Source organism: Streptococcus pseudopneumoniae (assembly GCF_001072925.1).
Lineage (GTDB): Bacteria > Bacillota > Bacilli > Lactobacillales > Streptococcaceae > Streptococcus > Streptococcus pseudopneumoniae_Q.
The window spans coordinates 40,809-54,632 of the sequence record NZ_JVHE01000089.1; the positions used below are offsets into that span (position 1 = coordinate 40,809).

A 13,824-nucleotide genomic window follows, 5' to 3' on the forward strand; every position below is an offset into this window, starting at 1 on the left:
TGAAAATGAAACTAAATCGTGTAGTAGTAACAGGTTATGGATTAACATCTCCAATTGGGAATACACCAGAAGAATTTTGGAACAGTTTAAAGAATGGAAAGATTGGGATTGGTGAAATTACCAAGTTTGATCACAGTGCTTTTGACGTCCATAATGCAGCAGAGATTAATGATTTTCCTTTTGACAAATATTTTGTAAAAAAAGATACCAATCGTTTCGATGATTATTCTTTGTATGCCTTGTATGCTGCTCAAGAAGCAGTGAACAATGCAAATCTTGACGTAGAAGCGCTTGATAAAGACCGCTTTGGTGTCATCGTTGCATCAGGTATCGGTGGAATCAGAGAAATCGAAGACCAAGTCCTTCGACTTCACGAAAAAGGGCCAAAACGTGTTAAACCATTAACACTTCCAAAAGCCTTGCCAAATATGGCTGCAGGAAATGTAGCTATGCGCTTTGGTGCTAATGGTATCTGTAAATCTATCAACACAGCTTGCGCTTCATCAAATGATGCGATCGGAGACGCCTTCCGTTCTATCAAATTTGGTTTCCAAGATATCATGCTTGTTGGTGGTTCAGAATCTTCTATTACACCATTTGCGATTGCCGGTTTCCAAGCCTTAACAGCTCTTTCAACAACAGAGGACCCAACTCGTGCTTCTATTCCATTTGACAAAGACCGTAATGGATTTGTCATGGGTGAAGGTTCAGGGATGTTGGTTCTTGAAAGTTTAGAACATGCTGAAAAACGTGGTGCAACTATCCTAGCTGAAGTTGTTGGTTATGGAAATACTTGTGATGCCTACCATATGACTTCACCACATCCAGAAGGCCAAGGTGCTATTAAAGCTATCAAACTTGCCTTGGAGGAAGCTGAGATTACACCAGACCAAGTAGCCTACGTTAATGCACACGGTACATCAACTCCAGCTAATGAAAAAGGAGAAAGCGGAGCGATTGTAGCGGTTCTCGGTAAAGAAGTACCTGTATCTTCAACCAAGTCATTTACAGGACACTTGCTCGGTGCAGCAGGTGCAGTTGAAGCCATTGCAACAATTGAAGCAATCCGTAACAACTATGTTCCAATGACAGCTGGAACAACAGAATTGTCAGACTACATTGAAGCAAACGTTATTTATGGACAAGGTGTGGAACGTGAAATTCCTTATGCTATCTCAAATACTTTTGGATTTGGTGGGCATAATGCAGTTCTTGCTTTCAAACGTTGGGAGAATAAGTAAAAATGAATTTAAATGAAATCAAAGACTTGATGGCACAATTTGACCAGTCGAGCTTGAAAGAATTTTCTTATAAAAATGGAACGGACGAGTTGGTCTTCAGTAAGAATGAAGCGAAACTTGTGGCAGAAACAAGTCCAGCACCTCAACCTGTAGTTCCAGCAGCTGTACCTACAGTTGCACCACAAGCTCCAACTACACCAGCTGTAGAAGCAGTTTCAGAAACAAGCGCTAGTGAATCTGTAGCTGAGGGGGACCTTGTAGAAAGTCCACTTGTCGGAGTTGCTTACTTGGCTGCCGGACCAGACAAACCTAATTTTGTTTCAGTTGGTGATACTGTTAAAAAAGGCCAAACCTTGGTCATCATTGAAGCTATGAAGGTTATGAACGAAATTCCAGCACCTAAAGATGGTGTCGTAACAGAAATTCTTGTTGAAAATGAAGAAATGGTTGAGTTTGGGAAAGGCTTGGTACGTATCAAATGATTGATATTCAAGGAATTAAAGAAGCTTTGCCACACCGTTATCCCATGCTCTTAGTAGATCGTGTCTTAGAAGTTAGTGAAGATACAATTGTTGCCATTAAAAATGTGACGATTAACGAACCTTTCTTCAATGGTCATTTTCCTCAATACCCAGTTATGCCTGGAGTCCTCATTATGGAAGCTTTAGCTCAGACAGCAGGTGTTTTGGAATTGTCTAAACCTGAAAACAAAGGGAAACTTGTCTTCTATGCTGGTATGGACAAGGTTAAGTTTAAGAAACAAGTTGTTCCTGGTGATCAGCTTGTCATGACAGCAACTTTTGTCAAACGTCGTGGCACAATCGCCGTAGTAGAAGCGAAGGCAGAAGTAGATGGTAAGCTTGCAGCAAGCGGTACTCTGACCTTTGCTATTGGAAACTAGGGAGGTTTTCCATGTTTCGTAAGATTTTAATTGCCAATCGTGGTGAAATTGCTGTTCGTATTATTCGTGCGGCACGAGAGTTAGGAATCGCAACAGTCGCTGTCTATTCGACTGCTGACAAGGAAGCTCTCCACACGCTTTTGGCTGATGAGGCTATCTGTATCGGCCCTGGGAAGGCTACAGAATCTTATCTGAACATCAATGCCATCCTATCAGCTGCGGTCTTGACTGAAGCTGAAGCTATTCACCCTGGATTTGGTTTTTTAAGTGAAAATTCCAAATTTGCAACTATGTGTGAAGAAGTCGGTATCAAATTTATCGGGCCATCAGCTCGAGTAATGGATGTCATGGGAGATAAAATTAACGCCCGTGCTCAAATGATTAAGGCTAATGTGCCTGTCATTCCAGGATCAGATGGAGAAGTCCATACTGCAGAAGAGGCTCTGGCTATTGCCGAAAAAATTGGTTATCCAGTTATGCTGAAAGCTTCAGCTGGAGGTGGTGGTAAAGGAATTCGTAAGGTTGAAAAGGCAGAAGACCTTGTATCAGCCTTTGAAACAGCCTCTAGTGAAGCCAAAGCAAACTTTGGAAATGGGGCTATGTACCTCGAGCGTGTGATTTATCCTGCTCGCCACATTGAGGTACAGATTCTTTCTGACCAGATGGGACATGTGATTCACCTAGGTGAGCGTGACTGTTCGCTTCAGCGGAATAACCAAAAGGTTTTAGAAGAAAGTCCTTCAATTGCCATTGGGAAGACACTGCGTAATGAAATTGGTGCTGCAGCAGTCCGTGCAGCGGAGTCTGTTGGTTATGAAAATGCGGGTACGATTGAATTCCTACTAGATGAAGCAAGTGGGAAATTCTACTTTATGGAGATGAATACTCGTGTCCAAGTGGAACACCCGGTAACTGAATTTGTTTCAGGTGTGGATATTGTCAAGGAACAAATCCGAATCGCTGCAGGTCAATCTTTGACCTTGAAGCAAGAAGACATTGTTCTAAAAGGACATGCTATTGAGTGCCGTATCAATGCAGAAAACCCAGCCTTTAATTTTGCACCAAGTCCAGGTAAGATTACCAATCTTTATCTACCAAGTGGTGGTGTGGGCTTGCGAGTGGACTCAGCAGTTTATCCTGGTTATACCATTCCGCCATACTATGATAGTATGATTGCTAAAATTATTGTTCATGGTGAAAATCGTTTTGATGCACTCATGAAAATGCAACGAGCTCTTTATGAGCTCGAAATTGAAGGGGTTGTCACTAATGCTGATTTCCAACTCGATTTGATTTCAGATCGTCGCGTGATAGCAGGAGACTACGATACTTCATTCTTGATGGAAACTTTCTTACCACACTATCAAGAAAAAGAATAATGTAAAAATAGTATAAGACTGAAAAGGGGGATGTATGGCTCTATTTAGTAAAAAAGATAAATATATTCGAATCAATCCCAATCGTTCGACTGTAAATCAACCTCAGATCAAGCCAGAGGTTCCAGATGAGCTCTTCTCCCAATGTCCAGGTTGCAAATATACGATTTACCAAAAGGACTTGGGGAGTGAACGTATTTGTCCTCACTGTGGCTATACCTTCCGTATTTCAGCTCAAGAGCGCCTTGCTTTAACCATTGATATGGGAAGCTTCCTAGAGATGTTCACAGGAATTGAGACGCAAGATCCATTGGAATTTCCAGGTTACCAGAAAAAATTAGCCTCTATGCGTGAAAAAACAGGTCTTGATGAGGCTGTTGTCACAGGAACTGCTTTGATTAAGGGTGAGAAAGTTGCTCTCGGAATCATGGATTCTAATTTTATCATGGCATCTATGGGAACAGTAGTTGGTGAAAAAATCACTCGTTTGTTTGAATACGCGACAGCTGAAAAATTACCAGTCGTCTTGTTTACAGCATCTGGTGGAGCACGTATGCAAGAAGGAATCATGAGTTTGATGCAGATGGCTAAAATCTCTGCAGCAGTCAAACGTCATTCCAATGCAGGTTTATTTTACCTAACAATCCTTACTGATCCAACAACTGGTGGTGTTACAGCTTCCTTTGCTATGGAGGGTGATATCATCTTGGCAGAGCCTCAAAGTTTAGTAGGATTTGCTGGACGCCGTGTCATTGAAAATACCGTAAGGGAAGATTTGCCAGAGGATTTCCAGAAGGCAGAGTTTTTGTTAGAACATGGCTTTGTGGATGCGATTGTTAAACGGAGAGAATTGCCAGATATGATTGCTCGATTAGTAAGGTTACATAAGGGGGATTGTTTATGAATATTGCAAAAATCGTCAGAGAAGCACGTGAACAAACCCGCTTAACTGCCTTGGACTTCGCAACCGGAATATTTGATGACTTTGTAGAGCTCCATGGTGATCGCTCTTTCCGAGATGATGGTGCTGTTATTGGTGGTATCGGTTGGTTGGGAGACCAAGCAGTAACTGTTGTTGGGATTCAAAAAGGTAAAAGTTTACAAGACAATCTTAACCGTAACTTTGGTCAACCTCATCCAGAAGGCTATCGAAAAGCCCTTCGCTTGATGAAGCAGGCTGAAAAATTTGGTCGTCCTGTTGTAACCTTTATCAACACTGCGGGTGCCTATCCTGGTGTCGGTGCAGAGGAGCGTGGTCAAGGTGAAGCTATTGCTCGTAACCTCATGGAGATGAGCGATCTTAAGGTGCCAATTATTGCCATTATTATTGGTGAAGGTGGTTCTGGTGGAGCCCTAGCTCTTGCAGTAGCTGACCGTGTTTGGATGCTAGAAAACTCTATCTATGCAGTTCTCAGTCCTGAAGGCTTTGCTTCTATCTTGTGGAAAGATGGCACGCGTGCCATGGAAGCAGCTGAGTTGATGAAAATCACTTCCCATGAACTTTTGGAGATGGAAGTCGTAGATAAGGTTATTTCAGAGAGAGGTCTCTCTGCCAAAGAGCTGCTAGCTCGTGTAAAAAATGAACTTCAAACAGAAATTGAACAATTAAAACAATTATCGTTGGAGAAACTTTTGGAAGAACGTTATCAACGCTTTAGAAAGTATTAAAAAGAAAGCTAGAACTAAAAAAGGTTCTAGCTTTTTGGTTTCTCTCAAAAATTCATTTCAGGATTAAAAATTGACAGTTGGGGAAATGGGCAATAAAATAAGATAAAAAAGATGTATATTATATAATAAGGAATGATAATCTATAAGTGCTCCAGAGAATTGATTAATACTCAATGAAAATCAAAGAGCAAACTAGGAAGCTAGCCGCAGGTTGCTCAAAGCACTGCTTTGAGGTTGTAGATAGAACTGACGAAGTCAGTAACATATATACGGCAAGGTGAAGCTGACGTGGTTTGAATTTGATTTTCGAAGAGTATAAGTTTTTATAGATTTTATGCTGTGCTAGGTCAGTATATAACTGATAAACTGAATAGGGGGTGTTAATCTTTCATTCCATCAAGGTAATTTTAATTTTTTAGGAGTGAGTATGAAAAAACTAGGGCATTTGGGAACCTATATATTACTGGTATTCCTATCGGTTTATCTACTAGAATTTAGTAGTCTTCATATAGCTAAGTTTTTAGGATGGGGGATAGATGGCTATTATAGCATTTCAGCAGTTGGGGAAGTAATTCTTTTAGTGATGTTTGTCTGCTGGTTGAAAAAGATGCTCTATATTTTTGAAACAAAGGGCTCGAAGAAGTCAAGATTCTTTTACCTTGTATTTGCTCTAGTGGCTACTTATTTTGTTCGTCAGTTGTTGAATACTTTTCAGTTACAGTTTCATCACTTAATTAATAACAAGTATATCTTTCAAGACCTTATTTCGACGTTATATTCTAATGGACAACCTACTTTTTTAGCGACTAGTTTCCATTTTATATCGAGTGTCATCGTTGCCCCTATATTTGAGGAGGTGGTTGATAGAGGGTATTTTATGAATACCTTCTTTCCAAACTCCAAGTATTATCTGGATGTTATATTATCAGCCCTTATCTTTGGAATCAGTCATTTGGTGTTTTCCCATCGCGATCCTATCAGTTTGATGTTTTATAGTTTAGGAGGCCTTTTCTTTGCCCTTGTCTACCGTTGGACAAAGAATCTAAAAATCACAATCCTGTGTCATAGTTTTTTCAACTTTCTCACTTATGCCAAGCCCATCTGGATTTTTGTTTATAATTATGTCTATTACCACTTTTTTAGATAGTGGAAGACAAAGAAAAAAGTGTTTGATCTGAGTCAAACACTTTTTCTATATTATTTAATCTTCTTCTGTCACAAATTGACTGAGGAGTCCATTGATGAAACGGGCTGACTTTTGATCTGAAAAGCTCTTAGCAAGTTCAATAGCTTCGTTAACAGCTACGAGTTGAGGAGTATCAAATGAAGTGATTTCAAAAACTCCTAGACGTAGTAAATTCTTTTCTACCAAAGTCAGACGATCGATGGTCCAACCAGTTTTCAAATGTTGAGTGATTTGTTTGTCCAGATCATCCTTCTTAGCTTGGACACCAGAAACGAGCTCTACAAGGAAGTTAGGAAGTTGTACGTCTGTATCTTCGCGATCATGTGTGTAGGCGAAGCGACAAGCAGTTTCTAGATCTGAACCATATTCAAGACTCATCAAGGCTTGGAAAGCACACTTACGTAGTTCACGTCTAGATTCTAATAATGGACTAGTCATTGAGGAAGTCCTCGTTGAATAAGTCTTTCAATTCTGGTTTTGGTGTTTTATCTGGAACGATACCTGAAACGTGAATGTTGACAGCAGAGATTTCAACATCAGCCATGTTACGGACAGCATCCTTAACAGCTTTCTGGATAGCCATAGCAACCTTAGGAACTTTGACACCGTACTCTAGGTAGAGGTAGATATCAGCTGTGAGCTCATCGTTTGCTTCTTTTAGATATACGCCACGACCAAGAGAAAGTTTTGAAAGGGTGTCAGATACTGATTTGTTTGAAAAAGAGTGTACGCCTTCAACTTTCGCAGTTGCAATAGCAATGATTTTTTCAAGTACACGTGGGGCGATGACGATTTCGCCAAGTTGTTCTTCAATTCCCATAGAATGACCTCTTTCTAGTTTCTAGAGATTAGGCGCGAGAAACGTAAGTTCCTTCTGCAGTGTTGATAATCAATTTTTGACCTGCTTCGATGAAGTCTGGAACGTTCACGACAAGACCAGTTTCCATTGTTGCTGGTTTACCAGAACCTGTAACAGTAGCACCTTTGATAGATGGTTGTGTTTCAGCAACTGTCAATTCAACAGTAGTTGGTACAGTCACACCAATTACTTCAGTTCCGTAGAATTGGATTTTTACATCTGAGTTTTCAAGGATGTAAAGCAATTCGTTTTCAACATTCACAACAGGAATTTCGTATTGGTCGTAAGTTTCTGTGTTCATGAAGTAAGCTGTGTCGTCCATTTTGTACAAGTATTGAGCTGGAACTGTTTCGATGATCGCTTGCTCAAATTTTTCTTCTGGGCGGTAGCTTGTTTCAAAAGTTGAACCAGTGCGGACATCACGCAATTTCATACGCATGATAGTGTTTCCTTTACCTGGTTTGTGGTGGCTAGCTTCCAAAACGCGGATCAATTTTCCTTCAGCTGTTTCAAAAGTCATACCAGCCTTTAGTTTACTTGCTTCAATCATGTTTTTACCTCTTTAATAAATAGTTTACTCTTTATTGTACCATAAAATGCAATAATTCTCAAATATCAGATGAGCTTGAATTAGTTGACTGGTACGATATTTCCTTCTTCATCTTTGGTTACAAGAACATACTTACCGTCTACCTCGATGTAAAAGTTCTTGCTTGCAGTTTGCCCGTTATTTTGAACAGGAGCTTGAGTTTGGGCTTGTTGGTTGAGTTGACCGCCAAGTGTTTGTCCTAGATTCATTCCCATAATCATGTTCATACCATTGCCATTGCCTTCATTGTTAGCAGCAGCGATGAGAGCTTCATTACGAGCACGACGTTCTTCAATCTCGATCGTATTGTACTTCATAGCGACGAGTTCGCTATCAAGCTTACGGACAATATCTAAGCTTTCTTGATCATAGCTCAAATCTTCAAGTAGAATGTTGGTTGTTTCAATCCCATAAAGTCCTGCCCATACCTTGTTAACTTCTTGTTTTGCTAGCTCATTGAAAGTATCCTGATTGGCATTAAGGCTATAGATATCGACCTTGTTTTCATTGGTAAATTTAGCAATTGCAATGGCAATCTTTGGTGCGATATTTTGTCGAAGTGTTCCTTGAGCTACATTTTGTAATGTAAAGGCTTTATGGTCTTCAATCTGTTGACTGATGGAGCTAACATAGAATAGGACTGGATCAGCAACTTTGATATCAAACAAACCGTAGAAGCGGATGTTGAGTAATTGTTGATAACGTTCACTGAAGTATTCTACAGCATTCTGTGTACCGAATTTATTTCCGGCAACGGGTTGCATACGAATAAAGATGATTTCTTGTTGGGTAATGACTTGACCACCAAACGAGAAGCGGTTTTTGAAATTTTCCCAAGTACCCTTTAGGCCACCTTTTTCAAGAAGCCAGGCATTGTCTCCAGAACGCCATTCGTGGCTACCAGCTTCTAAGACGTCTCCAAGGAAGGTACCGTTATTCACTAGAATAGCGACATAGCCTTGAGGAACAATAACGACACTACCATCTGTTAGTAGTCCAGTGTTTTGATTGCTTTGTCTAGATTTGCCGTCTGGATCTTTTGAAAGAAGTTGGCCTTTAATGGCCAAAGCATCGGCTGTTAGGTTATTTGGAAGTACGATCGCTTCTTTAAATTTGCTATCGTTGAAACTATTAAGCCCTGAAGATAGGGCGGCACGAATAAATCCCATAATTTCCTCCTAATTATAAAGTTCGTCTTCATCCACAACTTCATAGGTATCAAGAACCCATTGATTTGGACTACGTGTGAGCTCAGCTCCGCAGTATTCACATTGGCTAATAGCTGAGATTTTAAGTGGAGCACCACAGTTTGGACAGTGGTCGCTAACAGCTTCATCTTGAACAGTGTTTTCAGTTTGGCTACCATGTTTGCGGATGAAGTTCATTTGATAAACTGTAAATAGATCTTGTTGAGGGTCTCCTTCGATAACCTTACGAGTCTTATCATCGATAACATAGTCTCTGAGTGTAGATGAAAGGATAACCACTAAAGTATCATTTCCATCTGGATTTTCGTAGAAATCTTTGATGCGGATATTTTCAACATAGACTTTTTCTAAAACATTAGTTGTTTTTGCCCGAATATGATCTTCGAGTTGAGTACTATGTTGGGAATAGAGACTAGTACTTTCGAGAGAGCGAACCAAATTCCAATCCTTTTTAGTCCAGGCTGCCTGCAACTGAATATAGACTTCTTTAACCCATGAAGCGAAGGCATCAGTATCAAAGTTTGGATCACCATATTTGACACGATTAACAGCTAGTGTGTTGTGTTCTACTCGGCGATGGCTAGGTGGATTATATCCAGTTGAACTACCGTAAGACTGGCCAGAAGATGAATTCTGGTCGCTTAGATATTTGATGAACATGTAGAGTAAGAAACCTCCTACACCAAACATGATAAGCATGTTCATACCAGTACCTAAAGAACCACCTGAACTAGAGGAGCTACTTCCAGAGCGATAGCTACTTTTATAAGAGGAGCTGCGACTTGAGCTACTGCGGCTGCTACTTCTTGAACTGCTTCGGCTAGAGCTACCACTTCGCGAATGGCCAACGCCAGCATCAATTGAGTTAAATGGTGTGAAGAAGAACAACAATAAACAAGTGGCGAGAAGAGTATATAACTTTTTCATATGTCTCCTAACTATGTGAGTACAAAAATAGTTTTTGCTAAATTTTATGTCTATAAAGAGTTTTGGAGTTTTATAGTTTTATTTTCAATAAACCACCCTATAATCCAACCAAATACGAGTATATAATTCTCGACAGCACCAATTGCATTAACAGGAGAATGATATTCAATAAAATTTAACAAATGATTTGTTCCTATTCCTATACCACCAATAATGAGGGCAAGAAGGGCAATTCGCAGGTAAAACCAATCGTACTTAATATTAACGGCAAGAATAATAATTAAGACAGCTAGATTCCAAATTCCAATTTCTCTTTGCCATCCTGCAGAAATACCGTAACCAGAATGCTCTCCCATATATGATGGGAGAAAGATTTGTAGAATAGAAGCACCCAACATGGCGACAATAACTAAAATAAATAGTACTCGTAAAAATTTGTTCATTTATTCTCCTTATTCTATTTTTTAGTAGAAAAGGCTATTAACGAAAGTATATTTACTCGTTCTCTTTCAACTTAGCCAATTCTTGGGCAAGTAGTTTAAGAGCGACTTGTGGGTTAGCTTGACCCTTGGTTGCTTTCATGAGGAATCCAGTAAAGGCCTTGTCAGCGTTACGTTTTCCTGACTTGAAGTCGGCAACAGCGGCTTCATTATCCGCAAAGACTTGATGAATAATTGGAATCAAAACATCAGGATCTGAGATTTGAACTAAACCAGCTTTTTCCACGTATTCACGCGCTCCACCACCATTTTTAGCTAGGTGAACAAAGACTTTCTTGGCAATCTTAGACGAAATCGTACCGTCCTCGATGATGGCAATCATTTCTACCAAGTTTTCTGGTGTCAATTCGATTTGTTCCAGTGTCTTGCCTTCCGCGTTCAAGAATTGAGCGACTTCACCTTGGAGCCAGTTAGAAACTTGTTTAGCATCACCACCGAGGGCGACAGCTTTTTCAAAGAAATCAGAAGTGACTTTATTGGCAGTCAACTGGCTAGCATCGTAGTCTGATAGACCAAGGTCAGATACGTAGCGAGCACGGCGTTCTTTTGGAAACTCTGGCAATTCAGTGCGCATTTCCTCAATCCACTCATCTGAGATTTCAAAGAGTGGTAGGTCTGGTTCTGGGAAGTAGCGGTAGTCTGCAGCACCTTCCTTGACACGCATGAGGATAGTTGCTTTATTAGCTTCATCGTAACGACGTGTTTCTTGGCGGATTTGACCACCTGAACGAAGGATTTCAGCCTGACGTTGCACTTCGTATTCAAGACCCTTACGCACGTTTGAGAAGGAGTTAAGGTTTTTCAACTCAGTCTTGGTACCAAATTTCTCTTGACCATAAGGACGAAGGGAGATGTTGGCATCCACACGCATGGAACCTTCTTCCATCTTAACGTCGGAAATACCAGCATATTGGATCACTTCCTTGAGGGCTGTTAGATATGCATAAGCTTCTTCAGGAGAACGCATGTCGGCTTCAGATACAATCTCAATCAATGGCACCCCTTGACGATTAAGGTCGACATAAGAGAAACCATCTGTTCCGTGAGTATTTTTACCAGCATCTTCTTCCAAATGGGCACGCTCAATACCGATTTTCTTAGTTGTACTGTCTTCTAGCTCCACTTCAATCCAGCCGTTATAACCGATTGGCTCATCAAATTGAGAAATTTGATAGGCTTTAGGATTATCAGGATAGAAGTAGTTCTTGCGGTCAAAGTGCATCTTCTTGTGGATGTCCATGTTGAGGGCAAGAGCTGCCTTGATACCAGCATCGACTACACCCTTATTGAGAACTGGCAGAACACCTGGGAAAGACCAGTCAATCACGTTTGTATTGGCATTTTGGTCATTTCCAAAGTGGGCAGAAGTAGGTGAGAAGATTTTTGAATTGGTGTTGAGCTCTACGTGGACTTCAAGTCCAATGACTGTTTCAAAGTTCATTAGTTATCACCTCCAAAAATCACGGGTTGTTGTTTGTGGTAGTCTGTTGTTGCTTCAAAAGCAGCAGCAGCTTGGTAGATAGTCTCTTCTGAGTATTTAGGACCAATCAATTGTAGACCGACAGGTAGACCTTGAGCAAATCCTGCAGGAATTGAAATTCCTGGGAGACCTGCCAAGTTGACTGGGATGGTCAAGAGATCCGCCAAGTACATAGCAACTGGATCGTGGTTGAGCGAATCCAAGTCAAAGGCCACGCTTGGAGCTGTTGGGCCAAGGATGAGGTCGTAATCCGCAAAGACTTTTTCAAAATCTTGGATGATGAGGGTACGAACTTGACCAGCCTTCTTATAATAAGCATCGTAGTAACCTGATGAAAGACTGAAAGTACCAAGCATGATCCGACGTTTGACTTCGTCACCGAATCCTTGGCTACGAGTGTTAACGTAAATCTCGTCCAAGTTCTTAGCGTCTTCAGCACGGAAACCATAGCGGATACCGTCAAAACGTTGCAAGTTTGATGAAGCTTCAGATGAAGCGATGATGTAGTAGACTGCCACACCGTATTTAGAGTGAGGAAGGCTAACTTCTTCTACAACTGCACCAAGTTTTTCAAAGTGTTTAGCAGCATTCAGAATGGTTTCCTTAACCTCTGGGGCAATCCCTTCACCAAGGTATTCCTTAGGCAAAGCAATTTTCATTCCCTTGATGTCTTGACCGATTTTTGAAGTAAAGTCGGCAATGCGGACAGGAGCAGAAGTAGAGTCTTTTGCATCTTCGCTAGCAATAGCATTGAGCAAGAGCGCATTTTCCTTAACGGTAGGAGCAAAAGGACCAATCTGGTCTAATGAGCTACCAAAGGCAATCAGACCGAAACGTGAAACTGTTCCGTAGGTTGGTTTGAGACCGACAATCCCGTTGAAGGCAGCCGGTTGGCGGATGGATCCACCTGTATCAGAACCAAGAGACAAACGGACTTGTCCTGAAGCTACAGAAGCTGCGGAACCACTAGATGATCCACCGGGAACCTTGCTGTGGTCCCAGGCATTTTTAGTTGCACCGTAGTAAGATGTTTCACCAGAACCACCCATGGCAAACTCGTCCATGTTGGTTTTCCCAACAACGATCATGCCCTTAGATTTTGCATTGGCAACAGCTGTCGCATCAAAGATTGGCTCGTAGTTATAAAGCATTTTTGAGGCTGCAGTTGTGAGGATGCCGTCTGTAGAGATATTATCCTTAACTGCTAGCGGAATTCCTGAAAGGACATTGTCAGCGTCAATTCCAGTTTCGTCAATAGCTTTAGCTTGAGCAAGAGCTTGATCTTCAGCGATAGTGACAAAGGCATTGATAGCTTCTTCACGCGCCTTGATATCTTCAAGCGTTGCTTGCGTTAGTTCGGTTGCAGAAATTTCCTTAGATACAAGGAGATTATGCAACTCTTCAATCGTTTTATTGTTAAAAGTCATTAGGCATCTCCTCCATCGTCCAGGATAGCTGGTACCTTGATATAGTAATTGTCTTTTTCAGGTACATTTTTAAATAAGCGATCACGGTCAGTTCCCTCTTCGGCTACGTCTGGGCGAAGAACGGTCTTGCGATCTGCCATGGTAGTCGTTGGTTCGACACCAGTAGTGTCGACTTCGCCGAGCAATTCGACCATATCAACAATCTTAGACAAGGTTGTCGCAAACTCAGTAGTTTCTTCTTCTGAGAATTTTAATTTTGAAAGATTGGCAACGTGTGTTACCTCTTCTTGCGTAATTTTCATCTTGCATCCTTTCGTGAAATGATGATTATTTATCTGTTCTATTTTACCATATTTTCCTATAAATAAGGTAAGTCAAGTTGAAAAGAAGTAGAAATTGAAAAAGGATTTTAATTCGATATAATGGTTGAAAATAGAAGCAAGAACAGCATTGGTTTTTAGT

16 protein-coding genes are annotated in these 13,824 nt (G+C 40.8%); 7 read left to right on the forward strand and 9 right to left on the reverse strand.

Features of this window, described 5'->3' with window-relative positions; genetic code table 11:
• Nucleotides 1-5: 5 nt before the first annotated feature.
• From fabF to ADH81_RS05500, 7 genes are all read left to right on the forward strand, one after another.
• Complete coding sequence (gene fabF / locus ADH81_RS05465; RefSeq protein WP_049527072.1) at nt 6-1,241, forward strand: beta-ketoacyl-ACP synthase II; 1,236 nt, start codon at nt 6-8, stop codon at nt 1,239-1,241.
• A gap of 2 nt (nt 1,242-1,243) precedes the next feature.
• Nucleotides 1,244-1,723: an acetyl-CoA carboxylase biotin carboxyl carrier protein gene (gene accB / locus ADH81_RS05470; protein WP_049527074.1), complete on the forward strand. Its 480-nt coding sequence runs from the start codon at nt 1,244-1,246 to the stop codon at nt 1,721-1,723.
• On the forward strand, nt 1,720-2,142 hold the full coding sequence (gene fabZ, locus ADH81_RS05475; protein WP_000565515.1) for a 3-hydroxyacyl-ACP dehydratase FabZ: 423 nt from the start codon (nt 1,720-1,722) through the stop codon (nt 2,140-2,142). The genes accB and fabZ overlap by 4 nt, the downstream gene beginning before the upstream one ends.
• A gap of 11 nt (nt 2,143-2,153) precedes the next feature.
• Complete coding sequence (accC, locus tag ADH81_RS05480) at nt 2,154-3,521, forward strand: acetyl-CoA carboxylase biotin carboxylase subunit (protein ID WP_049527075.1); 1,368 nt, start codon at nt 2,154-2,156, stop codon at nt 3,519-3,521.
• Nucleotides 3,522-3,555: 34 nt separating this feature from the next.
• Nucleotides 3,556-4,422 carry an acetyl-CoA carboxylase, carboxyltransferase subunit beta gene (gene accD, locus ADH81_RS05485; RefSeq protein ID WP_049527076.1) on the forward strand — a complete coding sequence of 289 codons (867 nt, stop codon included), beginning with the start codon at nt 3,556-3,558 and terminating at the stop codon, nt 4,420-4,422.
• Nucleotides 4,419-5,186: an acetyl-CoA carboxylase carboxyl transferase subunit alpha gene (locus ADH81_RS05490; protein WP_049527077.1), complete on the forward strand. Its 768-nt coding sequence runs from the start codon at nt 4,419-4,421 to the stop codon at nt 5,184-5,186. The genes accD and ADH81_RS05490 overlap by 4 nt, the downstream gene beginning before the upstream one ends.
• Nucleotides 5,187-5,613: 427 nt before the next feature.
• Nucleotides 5,614-6,333 carry a CPBP family intramembrane glutamic endopeptidase gene (locus tag ADH81_RS05500; protein WP_049527079.1) on the forward strand — a complete coding sequence of 240 codons (720 nt, stop codon included), beginning with the start codon at nt 5,614-5,616 and terminating at the stop codon, nt 6,331-6,333.
• A gap of 54 nt (nt 6,334-6,387) precedes the next feature.
• On the opposite strand, the gene nusB is transcribed toward ADH81_RS05500, so the two are convergent.
• From nusB to gatC, 9 genes are all read right to left on the reverse strand, one after another.
• Nucleotides 6,388-6,810 (reverse strand): transcription antitermination factor NusB, encoded by a 423-nt coding sequence (gene nusB, locus ADH81_RS05505; protein WP_000203647.1) that lies wholly within the window; start codon nt 6,808-6,810, stop codon nt 6,388-6,390.
• Nucleotides 6,803-7,192 carry an Asp23/Gls24 family envelope stress response protein gene (locus ADH81_RS05510; RefSeq protein WP_049527081.1) on the reverse strand — a complete coding sequence of 130 codons (390 nt, stop codon included), beginning with the start codon at nt 7,190-7,192 and terminating at the stop codon, nt 6,803-6,805. The genes nusB and ADH81_RS05510 overlap by 8 nt, the downstream gene beginning before the upstream one ends.
• Nucleotides 7,193-7,220: 28 nt before the next feature.
• Nucleotides 7,221-7,781 carry an elongation factor P gene (efp, locus tag ADH81_RS05515; RefSeq protein WP_000568646.1) on the reverse strand — a complete coding sequence of 187 codons (561 nt, stop codon included), beginning with the start codon at nt 7,779-7,781 and terminating at the stop codon, nt 7,221-7,223.
• A gap of 80 nt (nt 7,782-7,861) precedes the next feature.
• Nucleotides 7,862-8,989: an SPFH domain-containing protein gene (locus tag ADH81_RS05520; RefSeq protein WP_045763690.1), complete on the reverse strand. Its 1,128-nt coding sequence runs from the start codon at nt 8,987-8,989 to the stop codon at nt 7,862-7,864.
• A 9-nt stretch (nt 8,990-8,998) separates the two neighbouring features.
• Nucleotides 8,999-9,955 (reverse strand): zinc-ribbon domain-containing transport protein, encoded by a 957-nt coding sequence (locus ADH81_RS05525; RefSeq protein WP_049527086.1) that lies wholly within the window; start codon nt 9,953-9,955, stop codon nt 8,999-9,001.
• 50 nt (nt 9,956-10,005) lie between these two features.
• Nucleotides 10,006-10,398 carry a hypothetical protein gene (locus tag ADH81_RS05530; protein WP_049527088.1) on the reverse strand — a complete coding sequence of 131 codons (393 nt, stop codon included), beginning with the start codon at nt 10,396-10,398 and terminating at the stop codon, nt 10,006-10,008.
• A 52-nt stretch (nt 10,399-10,450) separates the two neighbouring features.
• Nucleotides 10,451-11,896 carry an Asp-tRNA(Asn)/Glu-tRNA(Gln) amidotransferase subunit GatB gene (gatB, locus tag ADH81_RS05535; protein WP_049527089.1) on the reverse strand — a complete coding sequence of 482 codons (1,446 nt, stop codon included), beginning with the start codon at nt 11,894-11,896 and terminating at the stop codon, nt 10,451-10,453.
• Entirely contained in the window at nt 11,896-13,362 is a 1,467-nt protein-coding gene (gene gatA, locus ADH81_RS05540) for an Asp-tRNA(Asn)/Glu-tRNA(Gln) amidotransferase subunit GatA (RefSeq protein ID WP_000143724.1), read from the reverse strand. The genes gatB and gatA overlap by 1 nt, the downstream gene beginning before the upstream one ends.
• Nucleotides 13,362-13,664: an Asp-tRNA(Asn)/Glu-tRNA(Gln) amidotransferase subunit GatC gene (gene gatC / locus ADH81_RS05545; RefSeq protein WP_000705413.1), complete on the reverse strand. Its 303-nt coding sequence runs from the start codon at nt 13,662-13,664 to the stop codon at nt 13,362-13,364. Before gatC ends, gatA begins: the two co-directional genes overlap by 1 nt.
• Nucleotides 13,665-13,824 lie beyond the last annotated feature (160 nt).